At 51.0% G+C, this 19,656-nt stretch carries 23 protein-coding genes; 14 read left to right on the forward strand and 9 right to left on the reverse strand.

The window, feature by feature from the left end; translation table 11 throughout:
• Window positions 1–140 precede the first annotated feature (140 nt).
• The gene (gene ychF, locus BLP55_RS11635) at window positions 141–1,235 is read right to left on the reverse strand and encodes a redox-regulated ATPase YchF (RefSeq protein ID WP_091144142.1); all 1,095 of its coding nucleotides are present in this window, start codon (window positions 1,233–1,235) and stop codon (window positions 141–143) included.
• A gap of 153 nt (window positions 1,236–1,388) precedes the next feature.
• Between ychF and BLP55_RS11640 the strand changes: the two genes are divergently transcribed.
• Window positions 1,389–1,928, forward strand: coding sequence for a hypothetical protein (locus BLP55_RS11640; protein ID WP_091144146.1), 540 nt, complete (start codon window positions 1,389–1,391; stop codon window positions 1,926–1,928).
• A 50-nt stretch (window positions 1,929–1,978) separates the two neighbouring features.
• Here the strand turns inward: BLP55_RS11640 and BLP55_RS11645 are convergent, their stop codons facing one another.
• On the reverse strand, window positions 1,979–2,329 hold the full coding sequence (locus BLP55_RS11645; RefSeq protein WP_091144150.1) for a 4Fe-4S dicluster domain-containing protein: 351 nt from the start codon (window positions 2,327–2,329) through the stop codon (window positions 1,979–1,981).
• A gap of 110 nt (window positions 2,330–2,439) precedes the next feature.
• Here BLP55_RS11645 and BLP55_RS11650 point away from each other — a divergent pair, with 110 nt between their 5' ends.
• The 6 genes from BLP55_RS11650 (at window position 2,440) to BLP55_RS11675 (ending at window position 7,348) form a co-directional block, all read left to right on the forward strand.
• A complete protein-coding gene (locus tag BLP55_RS11650) occupies window positions 2,440–3,501 on the forward strand; it encodes an acyl-CoA reductase (RefSeq protein ID WP_091144154.1) in 1,062 nt (353 codons plus the stop codon).
• A gap of 212 nt (window positions 3,502–3,713) precedes the next feature.
• Complete coding sequence (gene serC / locus BLP55_RS11655; protein ID WP_091144360.1) at window positions 3,714–4,790, forward strand: 3-phosphoserine/phosphohydroxythreonine transaminase; 1,077 nt, start codon at window positions 3,714–3,716, stop codon at window positions 4,788–4,790.
• A gap of 124 nt (window positions 4,791–4,914) precedes the next feature.
• Window positions 4,915–5,874: a D-2-hydroxyacid dehydrogenase gene (locus BLP55_RS11660; RefSeq protein WP_091144157.1), complete on the forward strand. Its 960-nt coding sequence runs from the start codon at window positions 4,915–4,917 to the stop codon at window positions 5,872–5,874.
• Window positions 5,875–5,916: 42 nt separating this feature from the next.
• Complete coding sequence (locus BLP55_RS11665; RefSeq protein WP_091144161.1) at window positions 5,917–6,471, forward strand: hypothetical protein; 555 nt, start codon at window positions 5,917–5,919, stop codon at window positions 6,469–6,471.
• A gap of 118 nt (window positions 6,472–6,589) precedes the next feature.
• Window positions 6,590–7,009, forward strand: coding sequence for a DUF6146 family protein (locus BLP55_RS11670; RefSeq protein ID WP_091144164.1), 420 nt, complete (start codon window positions 6,590–6,592; stop codon window positions 7,007–7,009).
• 33 nt (window positions 7,010–7,042) lie between these two features.
• Window positions 7,043–7,348 carry a DUF6787 family protein gene (locus BLP55_RS11675; protein ID WP_091144168.1) on the forward strand — a complete coding sequence of 102 codons (306 nt, stop codon included), beginning with the start codon at window positions 7,043–7,045 and terminating at the stop codon, window positions 7,346–7,348.
• A 9-nt stretch (window positions 7,349–7,357) separates the two neighbouring features.
• Here BLP55_RS11675 and BLP55_RS11680 read toward each other — a convergent pair whose 3' ends face one another.
• Window positions 7,358–7,645 carry a hypothetical protein gene (locus tag BLP55_RS11680; RefSeq protein ID WP_091144363.1) on the reverse strand — a complete coding sequence of 96 codons (288 nt, stop codon included), beginning with the start codon at window positions 7,643–7,645 and terminating at the stop codon, window positions 7,358–7,360.
• Window positions 7,646–7,684: 39 nt separating this feature from the next.
• A complete protein-coding gene (gene msrA, locus BLP55_RS11685; protein ID WP_091144172.1) occupies window positions 7,685–8,230 on the reverse strand; it encodes a peptide-methionine (S)-S-oxide reductase MsrA in 546 nt (181 codons plus the stop codon).
• A gap of 144 nt (window positions 8,231–8,374) precedes the next feature.
• Between msrA and BLP55_RS11690 the strand changes: the two genes are divergently transcribed.
• Both BLP55_RS11690 and BLP55_RS11695 read left to right on the forward strand, forming a co-directional pair.
• Window positions 8,375–9,037 carry an ABC transporter ATP-binding protein gene (locus BLP55_RS11690; RefSeq protein ID WP_091144367.1) on the forward strand — a complete coding sequence of 221 codons (663 nt, stop codon included), beginning with the start codon at window positions 8,375–8,377 and terminating at the stop codon, window positions 9,035–9,037.
• 3 nt (window positions 9,038–9,040) lie between these two features.
• Window positions 9,041–9,805: a TIGR02757 family protein gene (locus BLP55_RS11695; RefSeq protein ID WP_091144176.1), complete on the forward strand. Its 765-nt coding sequence runs from the start codon at window positions 9,041–9,043 to the stop codon at window positions 9,803–9,805.
• Here BLP55_RS11695 and BLP55_RS11700 read toward each other — a convergent pair.
• Entirely contained in the window at window positions 9,802–10,185 is a 384-nt protein-coding gene (locus BLP55_RS11700; protein WP_091144179.1) for a response regulator, read from the reverse strand. The two genes, BLP55_RS11695 and BLP55_RS11700, sit on opposite strands and share 4 nt — an antisense overlap.
• The gene (locus tag BLP55_RS11705) at window positions 10,185–11,429 is read right to left on the reverse strand and encodes a sensor histidine kinase (protein WP_091144184.1); all 1,245 of its coding nucleotides are present in this window, start codon (window positions 11,427–11,429) and stop codon (window positions 10,185–10,187) included. The genes BLP55_RS11700 and BLP55_RS11705 overlap by 1 nt, the downstream gene beginning before the upstream one ends.
• Before the next feature lie 181 nt (window positions 11,430–11,610).
• Here BLP55_RS11705 and BLP55_RS11710 point away from each other — a divergent pair, with 181 nt between their 5' ends.
• Window positions 11,611–12,954, forward strand: coding sequence for a DEAD/DEAH box helicase (locus BLP55_RS11710; RefSeq protein WP_091144371.1), 1,344 nt, complete (start codon window positions 11,611–11,613; stop codon window positions 12,952–12,954).
• Between the two features lie 8 nt (window positions 12,955–12,962).
• Here the strand turns inward: BLP55_RS11710 and BLP55_RS11715 are convergent, their stop codons facing one another.
• The gene (locus BLP55_RS11715; RefSeq protein ID WP_091144188.1) at window positions 12,963–14,066 is read right to left on the reverse strand and encodes a lactonase family protein; all 1,104 of its coding nucleotides are present in this window, start codon (window positions 14,064–14,066) and stop codon (window positions 12,963–12,965) included.
• A gap of 141 nt (window positions 14,067–14,207) precedes the next feature.
• On the opposite strand from BLP55_RS11715, the gene BLP55_RS11720 reads away from it, so the two are divergent.
• From BLP55_RS11720 to BLP55_RS11735, 4 genes are read left to right on the forward strand one after another with little or no spacing between them, the layout of a single operon-like run.
• A complete protein-coding gene (locus BLP55_RS11720; protein WP_091144190.1) occupies window positions 14,208–16,142 on the forward strand; it encodes a vWA domain-containing protein in 1,935 nt (644 codons plus the stop codon).
• Window positions 16,139–17,392: a dihydroorotase gene (locus BLP55_RS11725; RefSeq protein ID WP_091144194.1), complete on the forward strand. Its 1,254-nt coding sequence runs from the start codon at window positions 16,139–16,141 to the stop codon at window positions 17,390–17,392. The genes BLP55_RS11720 and BLP55_RS11725 overlap by 4 nt, the downstream gene beginning before the upstream one ends.
• A complete protein-coding gene (locus BLP55_RS11730) occupies window positions 17,389–17,715 on the forward strand; it encodes a hypothetical protein (RefSeq protein WP_091144197.1) in 327 nt (108 codons plus the stop codon). The genes BLP55_RS11725 and BLP55_RS11730 overlap by 4 nt, the downstream gene beginning before the upstream one ends.
• Window positions 17,715–18,359 carry an alpha/beta hydrolase gene (locus BLP55_RS11735; RefSeq protein WP_091144202.1) on the forward strand — a complete coding sequence of 215 codons (645 nt, stop codon included), beginning with the start codon at window positions 17,715–17,717 and terminating at the stop codon, window positions 18,357–18,359. Before BLP55_RS11730 ends, BLP55_RS11735 begins: the two co-directional genes overlap by 1 nt.
• Here BLP55_RS11735 and BLP55_RS11740 read toward each other — a convergent pair.
• Both BLP55_RS11740 and BLP55_RS11745 read right to left on the reverse strand, forming a co-directional pair.
• Window positions 18,356–18,868 carry a hypothetical protein gene (locus BLP55_RS11740; RefSeq protein ID WP_091144206.1) on the reverse strand — a complete coding sequence of 171 codons (513 nt, stop codon included), beginning with the start codon at window positions 18,866–18,868 and terminating at the stop codon, window positions 18,356–18,358. The two genes, BLP55_RS11735 and BLP55_RS11740, sit on opposite strands and share 4 nt — an antisense overlap.
• The gene (locus BLP55_RS11745; protein ID WP_091144210.1) at window positions 18,865–19,629 is read right to left on the reverse strand and encodes an MBL fold metallo-hydrolase; all 765 of its coding nucleotides are present in this window, start codon (window positions 19,627–19,629) and stop codon (window positions 18,865–18,867) included. Before BLP55_RS11745 ends, BLP55_RS11740 begins: the two co-directional genes overlap by 4 nt.
• Between the last annotated feature and the right edge of the window lie 27 nt (window positions 19,630–19,656).

A 19,656-nucleotide genomic window follows, 5' to 3' on the forward strand; every position in this document is an offset into this window, starting at 1 on the left:
TAGAGGCAGGCACCGCGTGCGGCCGAAAGCGCGGTGGCGGCTTGGCGCATGCGATCAGCTTGCGGCAAGCCGCCACACGCCCAAAAAAAAATCCGCCAAACAGCGGAATCTTTCAATCTTTAAATTTTTTAATCTTTCAATTAAACGTTAAAACGGAAATGCATCACATCGCCGTCCTTGACAATATATTCCTTGCCTTCGACGCGCAGTTTGCCCGCTTCCTTGACCTTGGCCTCGGTGCCGAAACTTACATAGTCGTCGTAGGCGATGACCTCGGCGCGGATAAATCCTTTTTCGAAATCGGTGTGGATCACGCCCGCGGCTTGTGGCGCGGTATCGCCGATGGTGATGGTCCAGGCGCGTACTTCCTTGACGCCTGCGGTAAAATAGGTTTGTTGTTTGAGCAGTTTGTAGGCCGCGCGGATGAGTACCGACGCGCCCGGTTCGGTCAGGCCTAAATCTTCGAGGAACATCTGGCGTTCTTCGTAGGTTTCGAGTTCGGTGATGTCGGCTTCGGTTCCTACGGCCAGCACGATTACTTCGGCATTTTCGTCCTTGACCATCTCGCGCACCTGGTCTACATAGGCGTTTCCGGTGGCAGCCGATCCTTCGTCTACGTTGCACACATAAAGTACCGGTTTGGTCGTGATGAGCTGAAAATCCTCCATCAAGGCTTCTTCGTCCTGGTTCTTGGGTTGTACCGTACGCGCCGATTTGGCCGACAACAGCGCTTCGCGGATGCGGTCGAGCAAGTCTTTCTCGGCAATGGCTTCTTTGTTGCCCGTCTTGGCCGAACGGTTGGTTTTTTCGAGTCGTTTTTCGACGGTTTCCAAATCCTTGAGCTGGAGTTCGATGTCGATGGTTTCCTTGTCGCGGATAGGATTGACGTTGCCGTCTACGTGCACGATGTTGTCGTTGTCAAAACAGCGCAGCACATGGATGATGGCATTGCACTCGCGGATGTTGCCCAAAAATTGGTTCCCGAGCCCCTCGCCTTTTGACGCACCTTTCACCAATCCGGCGATGTCGACAATATCTACCGTGGCCATCACGACGCGCTCGGGTTTGACGAGTTCTTCGAGCTTGGCGATACGCGGATCGGGTACATTCACGACACCCACATTGGGTTCGATCGTACAAAACGGAAAGTTGGCACTTTGCGCCTTGGCGTTGGACAAACAGTTGAACAAGGTTGATTTTCCGACGTTCGGCAATCCGACGATTCCTGCTTTCATAAGGTTTAGCGTTGCTGCGTTTTTGTTTAAAAAGTGTGCAAATATACGCCATTTTTTGCAAGCCAAAGAATTATATAAAAGTAAAAACTAATTCTGTAACCGGCAACGCCGCGGCATCGGATAACTTTGCGATATAACCAAAAACACAACAAGATGAAAAAAATGATTTTAGGCGCGGTTGCCTTGCTTTTTGCGATGACCGTGCAAGCGCAAAATACCAATGTAACCCAAACGTCCAAAACCACCGTAACGACCATCAAGGATTCTGAAGGCGAAAAACAAGTCGTCAAAGAACAAAAAAAGACCGAAGCGCAGGACATCAAATTCAAAGAAACGGCGGGCGATCCGTTGAACAAGGAAATGGCCACAACCCCGACACAGGTGTTAGAAACCACTTCGATCACCAACCCCGACGGTTCGACCAGAACGGTAAACGTAGACCGTTCTGCCGTATACACGTCGACTTCGGGCAACAAATACACGCTGGCGCTGGATCCGATGGGGTACCGCGTAACGTCGGACCAACTCAAAAAACCGGCCTTGTTGCGTTCGACCTCTACCAACAGCTACATCTACCGCTCGAAAGACCAAACCGCGGTGGGTTACTTTGACACCGAGGGCAACTTTGTACTCGAGACCTATGACGACAAATCGGACAAGGTGAGCATCGAAAAGTTCACGCGCGTCCGTTAAAAATATTTGCTATGAAAAAGAAGAATCCCGGTAATCCCGGGATTTTTTTATTACTCGTTGTGCAGGAACGCCTGCCGGTTGAGCAGCGTTTCGTCCGATTCGACATGGTTGTCGTCGGGCACGCAACAATCTACCGGACAAACGGCGGCGCACTGCGGCTCATCGTGGAACCCTTTGCACTCGGTACATTTGGACGGAACGATGTAGTAAATATCGTCCGATATCGGGATCTGCGGCGCCTCGGCATCGACTTGCTCACCCGTGGGCAAAACAATGCTGCCGCGCAACGAAGTACCGTCTTTGTAACGCCAGTCGTCGGCGCCTTCATAAATGGCCGTGTTCGGACACTCGGGTTCGCAAGCCCCGCAGTTGATACACTCGTCGGTGATGATGATTGCCATCGTGAATTTGGATTTAGATTTTAGATTTCGGGATCGCAATTGCCCGTTATCCTTAAATGCTTTAATTTTGTGCAAAATTACGTCCAAATCCATTCATACGCAAATCAAAAATGACAACAATCGCGGCCCGAAAAAATAGTTTTGTCACGCTCGGAAAATTCCTACTTCAATTTAGTTTGGAAAAATCGCAAAAAAATCCCGACGTACCGCACAACGAGGCGTTTTTCGATCGTTTCGTGAGCTTGATCAATTTGTCGCAATCGCACAACGGTTGGTATACGCCCGAACAGGTTTATTTTGCGATTGCATCTTGGGCCGAGGCCTTGACCGAGCAAAATATCGAACGATGGCTTTCGCGTTATGATTTGTCGGGCGTAAAACCCAAAACCATCGGACTCATCTTGGCCGGAAACATTCCGCTGGTGGGCTTTCACGATTTTCTTTCTGTGCTGATTGTTGGACACAAAGCACTCGTCAAAACCTCGTCGAACGACCAGCATTTGCTGCCATTTTTGGCCGAATACCTGATTGCCGTCGATCCCAACCTGGCGTCGTCGATCACGTTTACCGATGGCAAGCTCGAGAACTTTGACGCCGTCATCGCCACGGGCAGCAACAACACTGCACGCTATTTCGAGTATTATTTCAAGGACAAACCGGCCATCATCCGCAAGAGCAGAAACTCGGTCGCGGTTTTGGATGGCAACGAATCGCACGAACAGCTCGTCGCGCTGGGCGAAGATATTTTCCGTTATTTTGGGCTCGGATGCCGCAACGTTTCTAAACTTTTTGTTCCGAAAAACTACAATTTCGATGCTTTTTTCAAGGCGATGTTCGAATACCAGGACGTGATCCAGTACGAAAAATACGCCAACAACTATGATTACAACAAGGCGGTTTTTTTGATGAGTAACTTTAAACTGCTCGACAACGGCTTTTTGACCATCAAGGAAGACACGAGTTACGCCTCGCCGATTTCGAGCGTGTTCTATGAGTTTTATGACGACCTAACCGACGTCGAAACCCGTTTGGACACCGACAAAGACCAGATTCAGTGCATCGTGGCCAAAGGACTCGTGGCACACGAAGTACCGTTCGGAAAAACGCAAAAACCGGAATTGTGGGATTATGCGGATAATGTGGATACGGTAGATTTTTTGACGCAATTTTAAGCGGCATCGTCTCTGCAAATTTTTATCCGTTAAAATGTACAGGTTCAAACCAAATAAGAAAAAGCCACACCCAAACCCATAAAATCATCAAAAATTAACCTTTCCGTAATTATCAACTACATCGTTTTTGTTAATAATATCGGATAAATCGCAGCCAATCGATTCGGCGATTTTGTTTGTGTTTCCGAAATTTGTCGCTCAATTTTGCGACCATGAAAAAACACAACTACAGCGCGGGACCGTGCATTTTGCCGCAGGAAGTCTTTCAAAAATCGGCGGCGGCCATACTCGATTTTAACGGCTCGGGCTTGTCGATCCTCGAGATTTCGCACCGCAGCAAAGATTTCATCGCCGTGATGGAACAAGCGCGCGCCCTTGCACTCGACCTGCTTGGTTTGACCGGCAAAGGCTACCAGGCGTTGTTTTTGCACGGCGGCGCCAGCCTCGAGTTTTTGATGACGCCCTACAACCTGATGACCAAGGCGGGAAAGGCGGCCTATCTTGAAACAGGAACCTGGGCGGCCGGAGCGATCAAGGAAGCCAAAGCCTTTGGCGAAACCGTGGTCGTGGCGTCGTCCAAAGACCAGAATTTTAGTTACATTCCTAAAGATTATACGGTTCCCACCGACGCCGACTATTTTCATTGCACTTCGAACAACACCATCTTCGGGACGCAAATGAAGACGTTCCCCAACACCGGCATCCCGATGGTGTGCGACATGAGTTCGGACATTTTTTCGCGCCAAATGGATTTTTCAAAATTCGATTTGATTTATGCAGGCGCGCAAAAAAACATGGGCCCTGCGGGTGTGACGCTGGTGGTGGTCAAGGAATCGATCTTGGGCAAAACGGGACGACAAATCCCGAACATGCTCAATTTGCAGCAACACATCGAAAAAGAAAGCATGTACAACACGCCGCCGGTTTTTGCGGTGTATACCTCGCTTTTGACGTTGCAATGGCTCAAGAACCTGGGCGGTATTGCGGCGATCGAGCAAATCAACAACGCCAAGGCCGAACTGTTGTACAATGAAATCGACCGCAACCCGTTGTTCAAAGGCACGGCCGTCAACGAAGACCGCAGCGTGATGAACGCCACGTTTGTGCTGGCCGACGAAAGCCACGCGCCTGTTTTTGACGAAATGTGGAAAGCCGCAGGAATTTCTGGCCTCACCGGACACCGTTCTGTGGGCGGCTACCGCGCCTCGATGTACAACGCCTTGCCGCTCGAAAGCGTACAGGTTTTGGTGGACGTGATGCGCGAATTTGAGCAAAAAGTTTCTGGTTAAAACTGACCGCGGCCCCGATTGACGCGAAAATCCTTTTGCGGCCGAGCGCCAGCGAGGCCGTAAAAGATTGCAGCAGAAAGCGGGAAATGTCCGCCCAATAAACAATAAAAATAAAGAATAAACAATGAAGGTATTAGCCAACGACGGCCTCTCTAAAAGCGGCATCCAAGCACTCGAAAAGGGCGGATTTGAAGTCATCACGACCAAGGTGGCACAAGAGCAAGTGGCCAATTATATCAATGCGAATGCCGTTTCGGTGTTGCTGGTACGCAGCGCGACCAAGGTGCGTCAGGACATTATTGATAATTGTCCCGGTTTGAAAATCATCGGGCGCGGCGGCGTAGGGATGGACAATATCGACGTCGACTATGCGCGTTCGAAAGGCATCCACGTGATCAATACGCCCGCGTCTTCGAGCGAATCGGTGGCCGAGCTGGTGTTCGCGCATTTGTTCAGCGGCGTGCGTTTTTTGTATGACGCCAACCGCAACATGCCGCTTGAGGGCGACACGAAGTTTGAATCGCTGAAAAAAACCTATGCGAACGGGATCGAGTTGCGCGGCAAGACCTTGGGTGTCATCGGTTTTGGACGTATCGGCACGGCCGTGGCCAAGATCGGGCTCGGATTGGGAATGAAGGTCATAGCGTCGGATAAATTTGTAGGCAATGCCGAAATCAAGGTCGATTTTTACAACGGCCAGTTCATCAACGTCGACATCGTGACCGAACCCATCGAGGACATCTTTAAACATTCTGATTTTATCACGCTGCACGTTCCGGCGCAGGATGGCTATGTCATTGGCGCGGCCGAACTCGATGCGATGAAGGACGGTGTGGGCATTGTAAATTGCTCGCGCGGCGGGGTCATCGACGAGGTGGCGCTCATTGACGCGCTCGATTCGGGCAAGGTGGCTTTTGCTGGCCTTGATGTGTTCGAGGAAGAACCTACCCCGGCGATTCAGGTGCTGATGCACCCCAAAGTTTCGTTGACACCGCACATCGGGGCGGCCACGCTCGAAGCGCAAGACCGTATCGGGACCGAACTGGCGGGCCAAATCATCAGTTTGCTCAAGTTGGAATCTTAATTTTTATTTGCTACATTTGGGTAACCTTTAAATTCAATCGGTATGCTCGACCAACTTTCGGCTTTAGTCAAACAATATGGCGACGACGCCATAGTCAACAACAACGCGGTACCAAACCAATACAACCAAGAGGTTTTGGACGAGGCTTCAAGCTCTATTTTCACAGGGTTGCAACAAGTACTTTCCCAAGGCGGTACGCAACAATTGGCGGAGATTTTTCAGGGAGACAATGCCGCATCGAGCAACAATGCCGTGGTACAGCAACTCTCTCAACAGTTATCGGGCAATCTCGGGGCCAAATTCGGGTTGGACAGTGCAACGGCGTCCGGACTCGCGGGCAGCCTTGTGCCCAAAGTGCTCGGGGCGCTGATCGGCAAGGCCAAGAACCCTAATGATTCGAGCCTTCAGATATCGGACATTGTCAATGCCATCGGCGGATCGAACAATTCCGGCTTGATGGATGCCATCTCGCAATACGGGGCGCAATTTGGCTTGGATCAGAACAACGACGGCAAGGTCGATATGGGCGATGCCATGGCCGCGGTCAACAAAAAAGGAGGGCTTGGCGGCCTGCTCGGCAAATTTTTCGGAAAATAGCTGTTTAAATGCCCGGCGAAAGGCACGCTTTGCATTCGACATGGCCCGCTGTTAAAAATCGATCGGGCTTCCAACCATTGCGGACGGTTTTGTAACTTTAGGTACAAAATCTGCGGTTATGAAAAATGTAATTTGGGTTGTTGGGTTGTTTGTGGCGGTCGTGGCTTGTGCGACCCAGTCGAGCCCTGTCGCTTCATCGGCACCGGCCACCGACAAAGTTGTTGCAAAGAACGACACGGTACGCATCGCGAACGATTCGCTCGAGTATGAAGTGATTGTGATCGACGCGGGGTTCAACACCTGGCTCGTGAGCCGTGCCAAGCCGCGCCAATACTACGGATTGAATTATCTCGAGGTGCGCAACAAGCTGTATGTCATGGAATGGAACCGGCGCGTACTCGAACCCATGCGTTACAACCCCGACTTGTACTTGTTGCGCATCGATTACGACCCGAGAATCAGCTACGGTTATGAGGTAAACTACCTGCTCTACAATTATTTTATGTATTTTCAGCAGCAATACCGGCAAAAATTGTAATCCATCCGCTATATTTGTGGCAGCAGCACAAGTATGGAAAAACTAAAAACACGTTGGGGAATTCGGTCTAACTTTCAGTTGGTGGTGATTTTTATCGTGTTTGCGATCAACGGCTCGTTGTCGGCCAAAATCGGGATTTACCTGATGAACCTCATGGGCTGGACCAAAGAAAACATGCAACCCGTGCTGTTCTACGTGATCGCGGGCATTTTGATCCTTCCGTTGTATCCGTTGTTGCTGATGGTGGTAGGATGGCTGTTCGGTCAATCGGAATTCTTTTTCCCGTTCGCCAAGAAAATGCTCAACCGCATTTCTTTCGGATTGTTGTTCAAAAAGTAACGTGTTCGTTTACTTTTCGCCTTTGATCAAATAAGTGTAAATCCACATCAGGGTAAACGACGGCAACACGTCGGTAAACGGAACGAGTTCTTCCAGAAACGTAAAAACACCCGCTACTTTTCCCGCCGTACCTTTGTAGAGCCGCGCCATCAGGTAGCCTGCGATGGGCGCCCAAATCACATCCGAAAATTCACCGATACCCGGAATCGTAAAGCTGAGCATGCCGATGCCGTCGAACAACAACCCCAGCAAAAGGTCGCGTTGTTTGTGATTGACAGGTGTTGTATTGGTTTCCATTTTCGATTTTTTTTGCGCCACCTTACAAATGCGATGCCATTATTTGGTGAGCTGCGCAAACGACCGCCTTACTTTCTCGACCTTGGGCGTAATGACATAGGTGCAATACCCCGCATTTTGGTTTCGGTTGTAGTAATTTTGATGATAGTCCTCGGCCACATAAAAAACCGACGCCGGGGTCAATTTGGTCACCAGCCGTCGTCCGTAGGTGTTGGCCTGGTTGAGTCGTTCGATGTAGGCCTGCGCGGTTTGCCGTTGGTTCTCGTCGTGGTAAAAGATCTCGCTGCGGTACTGCGTCCCCACGTCGTTGCCTTGCCGGTTGATGGTTGTTGGATCATGGGTCGCGAAAAAAATGCGCAAAAGGGTTCCGTAATCGATTTTTTGCGGATCGAAGACAATCTCGATCGCCTCGGCGTGACCCGTTGTCCCGCTGCATACCTGCTCATAGGTCGGACTTTCGGTTTGGCCTCCTATGTAGCCCGATTGCACCGATTGTACGCCGTCGAGTTCCAAAAAAACGGCTTCGGTACACCAAAAACAGCCGCCTGCAAAAGTGGCTTTCTCTACGTTGGTCGTGTGTGTCATTTGTCGTGGATTGTATACCCTCAAAGTTATCCAATTAGCCAAACGCGCGGAGGGGCCTTAACGCAATTTTATCAAAAGCCGCAAATTGGACGCATCGTCATTTCAATTGCGCAAAATATCGTTTCTTTGCAAAAAGGCCCGTTCATGATCCAAGCCAAAAACCTCAATAAATTTTACGACCAGTTGCATGTGCTCAAGGGCGTCGATTTGCACATCGCCCAAGGCGAAATCGTCTCGATTGTCGGGGCGTCGGGCGCAGGGAAAACAACATTGTTGCAGATTTTGGGTACGCTCGACAAGCCCAAGGACGATACCGGCGTCGAACTGATCGTCAACAACGAAAATGTACTGCACATGAACGACAAGGCGCTGTCGCGGTTCCGCAACCTCAATCTCGGGTTCATCTTTCAGTTCCACCAGTTGTTGCCCGAATTCACTGCACTCGAAAATGTGTGCATCCCGGCTTTTATCGCAGGCCGTTCCAAATACGACACCGAAACCGAAGCCAAACGGCTGCTGCATTATCTTGGTTTGTCGCACCGCATCGACCACAAACCGGGTGAACTTTCGGGCGGCGAACAACAGCGTGTGGCCGTAGCGCGTGCGCTGATCAACCAGCCCTCGGTGATTTTCGCCGACGAACCGTCGGGCAACCTCGACACCGCATCGGCCGAAAACCTGCACCAGTTGTTCTTCAAGCTACGCGACGAGTTCGGACAAACGTTTGTCATTGTCACGCACAACGAAGACCTGGCCAACATGGCCGACCGGAAATTGGTGATGGTAGACGGCAGGATCAGCGTATAGCCCATGAAAACAGACGACCTCAAATCGTTCCTCGACGAAAAAGCAGCCCTGTACAACCGTCCCGATTTCATCGACAGCGACCCGATCCAGATCCCGCACCTGTTCTCGGCCAAGGAAGACATCGAAATAGCGGGTTTTTTGGCCGCGACGATCGCGTGGGGCAACCGCAAGCAAATCATCAAAAATGCCCACCGTATGATCGAGCTCATGGGCCAGGCACCGTACGATTTTGTGATGTCGCACACCGATCCCCAACTGGAACGCCTCGACGGTTTTGTACACCGAACCTTTAACGGAGTCGATTTTACGACGTTCATCCGCGCGCTCAGGAACCTCTACGAAAAACACGGCGGGCCCGAACAGGTTTTCGCGAAACACCAAAACGCCCAAGGTTTACAGCACGCGATTTCGCAATTCAAGAAGACTTTTTTTGAGATCGAGCACCCAACCCGAACCCAAAAACACCTGTCGGATCCGCTTAACAATTCGGCGGCCAAAAGGCTCAACATGTATTTGCGTTGGATGGTGCGCAAAGACAACAAAGGCGTCGATTTGGGTATCTGGAAAGGCGTGTCGCCCGCTTTGCTGTCTTGTCCGCTCGATGTACATTCGGGAAATGTCGCGCGCAAACTCGGGATTTTGACCCGCAAACAAAACGACGCCAAGGCGCTCGCAGAACTCGATGCGCAGTTGCGTTTCTTTGACCCGACCGATCCGGCCAAATACGATTTTGCGTTGTTCGGGTTGGGTGTTTTTGAGAAATTCTAATCGATCTTATTGAGCCAATCGAGCGTGACGGGCTTCGAGACAAAACGTTTGACCGTCGAATATTCCTTTGCCTTGGCCATTTCACGCGCATCGATCGACGACGAAATGATGTAAATGCGCAACCGATCCTTAAACGGCAACCGCTCTACTTCGTCCAGGAATTGCCATCCGTCGAGCACGGGCATGTTCAAATCGAGAAAAATCAAATCGGGCAAACTGCCTTCGCGGCTGTACCGGTCGACCAGGACGTCTATCGCGTCTAGGCCATTGGCTATGTTGAGGACTTGTTCAAACCGACCTGATTTTTGCATCAGCTTTTGCATCACGAACACAAAGATTTCGTCGTCGTCAATCAGGTATATGAGTTTGAACCGCTTCATCACAACACCACCTTAAACGTTGTCCCTTTGCCGGGCGTACTATCGACTTCGATCGAACCGCCCAGCGCATCCACATGGTTCTTGCTCATGAACAACCCCAGCCCTACCGCGTCTGGGTGCGCATGGAAAGTCTTGTACATCCCGAAGATTTTGTTGCGGTTGCGCACCATGTCTATCCCGAGCCCGTTGTCCTTGACCAAAATCTCGGTCTTCCCTTTTATTTTCTTGGCCGAAATGTCGATCTGCGGTGCGCGGTCGGGCGAACGGTACTTGATGGCATTGGTCAGGAGGTTGAACATAATGCTTTCGAAATAAGACGGGATGGTCTTGAGGGTCATCTCAGGCGGGACGCTGATGTTGATGGTCGCGTGTTCTTTTTTGATGATGCCGTTGACGCCCAAAAGCGTTTTCTCCAGCGCCGATTTGAGGTTGAGCCGCACCGTGCGCTCCTTGGAATCGAGTTGGATACTGATCGTCTCGTTCAAATAGTGGATCGTTTCGGACAGCTTGTTGCTGCTGTCGCGCAGGAGTTTGAGGTATTCCAGCTTTTCGTCGTATTGTTCGGTGTCGTCGATCAAATCCATCAGCATCGACATGTTGCTCGTGTTCGAGCGGATGTTGTGCGAGATGATGTAGGTGTAGTCGAGCAGTTTTTCGTTGAGTCTTTTCGATATGTTGTACAACCGTTCGGTCTCGCGCTGGGTTTCGCGGTGGCGGTTTTGTTCGAGCAGCAGCATCATCATGTCGGCGGCGGCGCGCGCAAAGGCCAGATCGGCTTCGGACCATCTTTGGGATACGCCGCACCGCTCGCAACACAAAACGCCTACGAGTTGGCCGTCTTCACGTATTGGCAAATCGAGCATGTCCGAAATACCGCGCGGAATCAAATAAACGTCGGTAAGCTCCTTGGTGAATTCGTTGGTACGGGCGTCGTTGGCCACGATCGCGATGCCCTCTTTGAGCGCGTTGAAATACACCGGGAGTTCGCTCGCCAACAAGTCTTTGTCGGTTGTATGCTTGGCGACCGACGCGTCAAAAAGGGTCTGGCAGACCAATTTGTTGCTCAAGATCTTCCAGTAACTGACGCGCGCCAAATCGAGCCCAAACGCCACGGTCTCGGTAATGGCCTTGTGTATGTCTGCAACCGAACCATAGTCGTCCAGGGACGATTTGTAGAGCCTGGCCAGTAAATCGAAGTGTCGTTGCGTGAACAAAAGGTCGTCGCTGATTTTACTCTTCTTCATTGCAAAAGAATTAAGAGTTTAGAATTTTATCGGAAATTAACATTTTAAACCTAAAATACAATGAACAGATATGTTAATGTTGATAATTTAGAAACAATATTCTTAAAAATTAGAATTATTGTCACATTGACTATATTTGTTATGAAAAATCTGTTGCGTACCTTTGCCCAAAATCAAGCCGATGACGTTCGAATCGTTCAACCTTCCCAAATCGCTGCAAAAAGCCGTAGACGCCCTGGGTTTCACCACGCCCACTCCCATCCAGCAAAGAGCATTTTCTGTGGTGATGTCGGGCCGCGACGTCATGGGCATCGCGCAAACCGGAACCGGAAAGACACTTGCCTACCTGCTCCCGCTGTTCAAACAATACAAGTTTACGCCCACCGAGACGCCCAAAATCGTCATCCTCGTACCCACGCGCGAATTGGTCGTGCAGGTGGTCGAAGAAGTCGAAAAACTGACGCAATTCATGTCGGTACGTACGCTCGGTATCTATGGAGGGGTCAACATCAATACGCAAAAGACCGCCGTTTACCAAGGTATCGACGTGTTGGTCGGGACGCCGGGTCGCGTGATGGACCTTGCGCTTGACAATGTGATCCGGTTTGACGAAACGCAAAAGCTCGTCATCGATGAATTCGACGAAATCCTCAACCTAGGATTTCGCCCGCAGGTCACGTCGATCCTTGCGATGATGCGCGCCAAGCGCCAAAACATCTTGTTTTCGGCCACGATGACCGACGAAGTCGATGAAATGCTCGAAGACTACTTCGATTTCCCCGAAGAGGTTTCGCTTGCGCCATCGGGCACGCCGCTCGAGCAAATCGAACAATGGAGTTATCAGGTCCCGAATTTCAACACCAAGATCAACCTGCTCAAACACCTGCTCGAAACCGACGAAAGCATCGAGCGCATCCTGGTTTTCGTCAACAACAAGAAAATAGCCGACATGCTCCACGAGCGTATCGACGCCGATTTTCCCGAACAGTTTGGCGTGATCCACTCGAACAAATCGCAAAATTACCGCCTCAACACCATGGCGACGTTCCAACGCGGCGCGTTGCGCGGCATCATCACGACCGACATCATGGCGCGCGGACTCGACATTTCGAACATCTCGCACGTGGTGAATTTTGAGATGCCCGAAACACCCGAGCAGTACATTCACCGCATCGGACGTACCGGGCGCGCCGACGCTACCGGGACCGCCATCAGCTTTGTCACGCCGCGCGAAGAAGACCTAAAGATCGAGAGCGAAATGCTCATGGACCGCGAGATCGACATTTTGCCGCTTCCCGAAACGATCGAAATCTCGACGTTGCTCATCGGCCCCGAAAAAGAAAAGGAAAAAGTCAAGTTTTTGATGAAAAAGCCCAAGATAAGCGAATCGGGGGCATTCCACGAAAAGTCGGCCAAGAACAAAAAAGTCAACCTGGGTGGTCCGGGCAAAACCAAGAAAAAGACCGGATCGGTCAACCGGAACCTGTTGCGCGAGCAAAACAAAAAGCGCAACAAAAAGAAATAACCACGCTGTTACGGTGCGAATACCAAGCAAACCGGCGCGCACAATTCAAGTTTTTTACCCGTGTTTTTGAGCAGTCCCGTGGCCTGGTCGCGTTCAAAGACGATGATATCGTTCGAATATTGGTGCGCCACAAGCACGTATTTTCCCGTCGGGTCGATTGCAAAATTGCGCGGTCCCTTGCCCCCTGACGGCAAGGTTTGTTGGTGCGCGAGTTTGCCTCTGGCATCTACCGAAAATACCGAAATCGTGTTGGCATCGCCGCGGTTGGTCGCATACAAAAACTTACCGTCTGCCGACAAATGCAGGTCGGCCGCCGACGTCGACCCCGAAAAACCGGCCGGCACCACCGACGTTTCCTGGATGCGCCGCAGCGTACCATTTTTGTAATTGAACACCGTCAAGGCACCGTCGAGTTCATGCAACAGGTACACATGCAATCCGTTGGGAGAAAAAGCCAAATGACGCGGGCCGCCACCCGTTTTGGTAGGGACGGTATCCTTAAGCCGCAGCGGGCTGTTGGCATCGGCTGCGTAATCGTAAACATACAACCTGTCGGTACCCAAATCGTTGGCCAGCACAAACTTTTTGTCGGGCGAAAAATGCACCATGTGTACGTGCGGGCTCTCCTGCCGTTGCGCATTGACGCTATGCCCTTCGTGTTGGATCACTTGTTTGGCGTCGGTCAAACTGCCGCCCGACTGCTTGCCGAATACGGCAATGTTCCCGCCCGAATAGTTGGCCGCGATGACGTTCTTTTCGTCGTTGATGATGTGGCACGGATCGGCACCCATCGCAGGTTTGGCGTTTCGAAAATCGATTTTCCCCGTTGCGGCATTCCAGTCAAAACTGCTCACCTGGCTGTTGGCGCCATTTTCGTTGACGCTGTAGATGGTTTTCCCATCGGGTGAAACGGTCAGGTAGCTGGGGTTTTGGACATTCTTTGACGACGACTTGAACAAAAACGCGCCCGTCTCGGCATCGAATTCATAGGCGTAAATGCCCGCGCTTTCGCAGCTATTGGTATAGGTTCCGATGAGCAGCGGATACTTTTTTTGGGCGATGCCCGTTGCCGACACCAGGACGACAGCGAGCGAAATCAGTATTTTTTTCATGGGTACAGGACAATGGTCGTAAAAGTACGTTTTTCGCGATTTAAAATAAAATGCCGTGGCATCCGAAAGAGAAAAATGTTGTATTTTTGACCGAAATCCGATGCGCCCATCCGACGTCACCTCGGATCAAATTTAACCAGCATGCAGTTCAAACACCCGGAAATCCTTTACTTTCTTTTTCTGCTGGTCATTCCTATTTTGGTGCATCTGTTCCAGTTGCGCCGTTTCAAGAAAGAATATTTCACCAACGTGCGGCTGCTCAAGGAACTGTCGATCCAAACACGCAAGAGTTCACAACTCAAAAAATACCTCTTGCTGGCCACGCGTTTGCTTTTGCTGGCCTGCGCGATTTTTGCGTTCGCCCAACCATTTTTCAAGGCCAAGGACAGCAAAGGCGCCACCAATGAGCTGTTCATCATACTCGACAATTCGTTCAGCATGCAGGCCAAAGGACAAAAAGGCGAATTGATGCGCCGTGCCGTGCAGGATTTGCTCGAAAGCGCGCCCGAAAATACACAATTTTCGTTGTTGACCAACGGCGATAATTTCTGGAATACCGACATCAAATCGATCCAAAAGGAACTGCAAAATCTTCCTTACAGCGCCGCCCCGTTTGTGTTGGAGCAACAGCTGGCCAAGATCAAATCGCGGCCGTCGGTTTTTGACAAAGATGTGGTCGTGATCACCGATGCGGTAGGGTTGCAACCCACACACCTCAAAGGACTCCATCCCGAAGCCACCTACTTTATCGTACCCAAGGCCGAGCAACGCAACAACGTATCGGTAGACAGCGTGTACATCAAGGAATCGAGCGACGATTTTTACAACATCGGTATCGATTTGAAGGCTTATGGCGACGATTTCAAGGAGGTGCCGATTGCGCTGTACAACCAAAACAAGCTGATAGCCAAGACTTTGGTTGATTTCGACAGCAAGCAGGCATCGGTGGGGTTCATGATCCCCAAGGCCGATTTTCACGGTTTTGTACAGGTGACCGACAACGGGCTCGAATACGACAACAAGCTGTATTTCAGCATTTCGAAGCCGCAAAAAACCAATGTGCTGGTGGTGGGCGAACCCGAGAAAAATGTGTTCCTCTCGCGTATCTACACCAGCGATGAGTTCAATTACCAGAGCTTTACGAGCGGCGCGCTCGACTACAACCTGCTCGAAAAGCAAGATGCCGTGGTGCTCAACGAACTGCGCGAGATCCCGCAGGCCTTGCAAACGACGCTCAAATCGTTTGTCGAGAAAGGCGGCAATGTGGTGGTGATTCCTGCGGCCGATGCGGCACCGGCCAACCTCAATGCCTTTTTGTCGGCGTTTGGAAAAATACAGTTCGGCGCGTTGCAGCAGACGACCAAGTTGGTGACCAAGATCAATTTCAACCATCCGTTGTTTGCGGGCGTATTCGAGAAAAAAATCGACAATTTCCAATACCCGCAAACCAAGAGCGCTTTTTCGGTTACCGTGGGTGCGCCCGCCGCGTTGTCCTTCGAAGACCAATCGGCGTTTGTGACGGCGCTGCAAAATCCGATGTCATCGGTATATGTGCTGACCGCGCCGATCAACAAAGACAATTCGAACTTCCAGAACGCACCGCTTATTGTCCCTACGTTTTACAACATGGCCAAAAGCAACGCCAAGACGGGTGTAAACGCGACGATTATAGGCGACAACCTTCCGTTCTTGGTGAACGCCACACTCGGTAAGGACGAGATCTTATCGGTGGGGAATACATTTGAACTGGGCGAAAAATTCATCCCTGTACAGCAAATCCTCAACGACAAAGTACGGTTGAATTTTAACGACCATCCGCAACAAGCGGGCAACTACAGCGTATACAAAGGCAACGAAACGCAGGCCGAAATCAGTTTCAATTACCCGCGCACCGAATCAAACCTTATGCAAACCCAAGCCGAGGCGCTATCGGACTTTAAAACCGCCGACAGCCTCGACACCGTGTTCACGCAATTGCAAACCGACCGCACCGACAACCAACTATGGAAATGGTTTGTTATTTTTGCACTGTTGTTCCTCGCAACCGAAATACTGATCCAAAAATTCGTACCATGAATCTCATCATAAGAGCAGCACAAATCGTCGACCCGAGCAGCGCCCACCACGGCAAGGTTGTCGATGTGTTGATCCAGGATGGTGTCATCGTTAAGATGGGCGCCAAATTGCAAAACCCGAACAAATTCGAGGAAATCAAACGAGACAACCTGCACCTCTCGCAGGGCTGGTTCGACAGCAGCGTATCGCTCGGCGAACCGGGGTTTGAAGACCGCGAAACCATAACCCGCGGGCTGCACGTGGCGGCCAAAAGCGGTTTTACGGGTATCGCCTTGCAACCCAACTCGCTACCGGTCATCGACAACCAGTCGCAGGTGCATTTCGTGCAATCGAAAGCCAAAGGGATGGCGACGGCGCTGTATCCGATAGGGGCACTCACCAAAAATTCCGAGGGCAAGGACCTGGCCGAAATGTACGACATGAAAAACGCAGGCGCGGTGGCCTTTGGCGACTACAACAAAAACCTCGAGAACGCCAACCTGCTCAAGATCGCATTGCAGTATGCGCAGGATTTTGACGGATTGGTCATCGCCTACGCGCAAGATTCGAACATCAAGGGCGCGGGCGTTGCCAACGAAGGCACCGTCTCGACAAGGCTCGGACTCAAGGCCATACCCAATTTGGCCGAGGAGTTGGTCGTTGCGCGCAACCTGTTCCTGCTCGAATATACGGGCGGAAAAATGCACATCCCGACCATCTCTACGGCCAAATCGGCGCAACTCATCAAGGAAGCCAAAGCAAAAGGATTGCAGGTCACCTGCAGCGTTTCGGTGCATCATTTGGTGCTGACCGATGAAAAACTCGACGGATTCGACACGCGCTACAAAGTCACGCCGCCGTTGCGTACCGAAGCCGACCGAAAGGCGCTACTGAAAGGTGTCAAGGACGGTACCATCGACATGATCACAAGCGACCACAACCCGATCGATATCGAACACAAGAAAATGGAATTCGATTTGGCCAAAAACGGCACTATAGGTCTCGAGAGCACATTCGGCGCTTTGATGACGGTGCTCCCGTTGGAAACCGTGGTCGAGAAACTGACCGCGGGACGCGCGGTTTTTGGCATCGGGACAACATCGGTCCAAGAAGGGCAAACCGCCAACTTCACCCTGTTCAACCCTGAAGGTTCGTGGACATTTGCCAAAGAACACATCGGCTCGAAATCTAAAAATTCGGCGTTCCTTGGCGTAAAAATGAAAGGCGAAGTGTACGGCGTGTACCACCAACAAAAATTGGTACTGCGATGAACGACGCTATCGAAAAGGGCAAAACCGCGGCCATCACCAGTTACATCCTGATTGTTGGCTGTTTGATCGCGATGTCGATGAACAGCGACGAAAAAAACGCGTTCGCATCGTTCCACATCCGGCAGGCGGCCGGGTTGTCGATCATGTTTATTTCACTGGGGCTGATCGTGAGCAATTTTGGCATCCCCGAAGCCACAATCGCGCTGTGGATCTTTATGTCGGTACTGTGGACCTATGGTATTTTTACCGCCGCCACCGGCAAAACCACACCCATCCCGCTTGTAGGCGGACTGTTCCAAAAACTCTTAAAAACCATAGGTTAATGGCCTCGTTACACTATTTGATCCGCGAACCCAAAGTAAAACGCGAGAAAAACCCGTTGCTGCTCTTGCTTCACGGCTATGGCAGCAATGAAGAAGATTTGTTCTCATTCGCTACAGAATTGCCCGATGAATATTACGTGGTTTCGGCGCGCGCACCGCATGATTTGATGTACGGGAGCTATGCGTGGTATGCGATTAATTTTGACGCCGACGAGAACAAGTTTTCAGACATCGATCAGGCGATCGAATCGCGCGAACTGATTGCCGGGTTCATTGGCGAACTCATCGATTTGTTTCCCATCGACCCGGGCCAGGTCACGCTCATCGGATTCAGCCAAGGGTCGATCCTGAGCTATGCCGTTGCGCTGTCTTACCCAGAAAAAATCAAACAAGTGGTTGCGCTCAGCGGCTACATCCACGGCGGGATGGCCGTCGAGGATTTCATGGAAAACGATTTTTCGAATTTGCGGATTTTTGCCTCGCACGGCAGCGTAGATCAGGTGATTCCCGTAGATTGGGCGCGCAAGACCAAACCGTTTCTGGACAGCTTGGGCATCGAAAACAGCTACAAGGAATACCCCGTGGGGCACGGTGTGGCGCCACAAAACTTCTACGATTTCCGCAACTGGCTTTTACCCAATTAATTCGTCGATTTTGGATACAGGAACGAATCGATGACCACAAAATCGACCGATTCGTCTTCGTTGACGAAATACTTGAGCAACACCTCGCCCCAATATTCGCTGTCGCTGTAATCGGCAATGACCCAACGGTGGTTGATCACCTTGACTTTGTTGATGATGAATTTTTGCGCCCCGATCTGCTCCTGGCCCGTAAACGGATTCCCTTTTGGGTTCTGGTTCAAATCGAGTAATTTCTCTGTCACGTGCGGGATGAGTTTGTCGAACGGGATGTAACGCCCGTTGATGGCGCTGACTTCGAGGTAGTTTTGCGCGTTCTGGTTGTTCTCGAGCGAGAAATAATTCGCTTCGTCTATGCGTTGCGAAACGGTTGCAATACTGTCGGTGAGGCGTTTGTTTTGCTTTTCGAGCCGCTCTTTTTCGAACGAACCAATTTTGGTGAAATAGGCATATGTAAACACGTTGATGAGCACCGCGAGGATGAACAAATAAAGGTACAGGGATCTTCTCATATCGTTATGGCTAAATTGTCGTAGGCCACCAGCACATTTTCGGGCAACCGCTTCTCGATGTCGGCATGGAACCCAAAAGTATGGCTGATGTGCGTCAAATAGGCGCGCTCGGGCCGCACCAAAGTTATGAAATCGAGCGCTTCCTGCAAATTGAAATGCGCATGGTGTTCTTCTTCGCGCAACGCATTGACCACCAACACCTTCAAACCTTTCAGCTTCTCGATCTCGGATACCTCGATGGTCTTGACATCGGTCAGGTACGCAAAATCGCCGATGCGGTAACCAAAAACCTGAAGATGCGCGTGCATCACATTGATGGGCGTCGCAACCTGATCGCCCACGGCAAACGGTTGGTCGTTGCGCACTTCGATCGGGTCGACCGATGGCGCGCCCGGATACCGGTTCTCTTCTTCAAAAATATAATCGAAACGACGCGCGAGGTTGTCAAGCACGCGCCGGTGTGCATAAATTGGCAACGGCCCTTGCCGGAAGTTGAACGGACGGATGTCGTCGAGCCCCGCCGTGTGGTCGGAATGTTCATGCGTGAACAGGATACCGTCTATGTGGGTGCATCCCGAGGTGAGCATCTGCTGGCGGAAATCGGGACCACAATCGATCACCAGCGAATACTTGTCCCACGAAATCCACACCGAAACGCGCAACCTTTTGTCGCGAGAATCGCTGCTGTGACACACCGGATGTTGACTCCCGATGACCGGAATGCCCTGTGATGTTCCCGTACCCAAAAAAACGACGCGCACCGTGTTATTTTTTTACAAAAATAGCAA

The sequence above is a fragment of the Flavobacterium caeni genome (assembly GCF_900101895.1).
Classification (GTDB): Bacteria; Bacteroidota; Bacteroidia; order Flavobacteriales; family Flavobacteriaceae; genus Flavobacterium; species Flavobacterium caeni.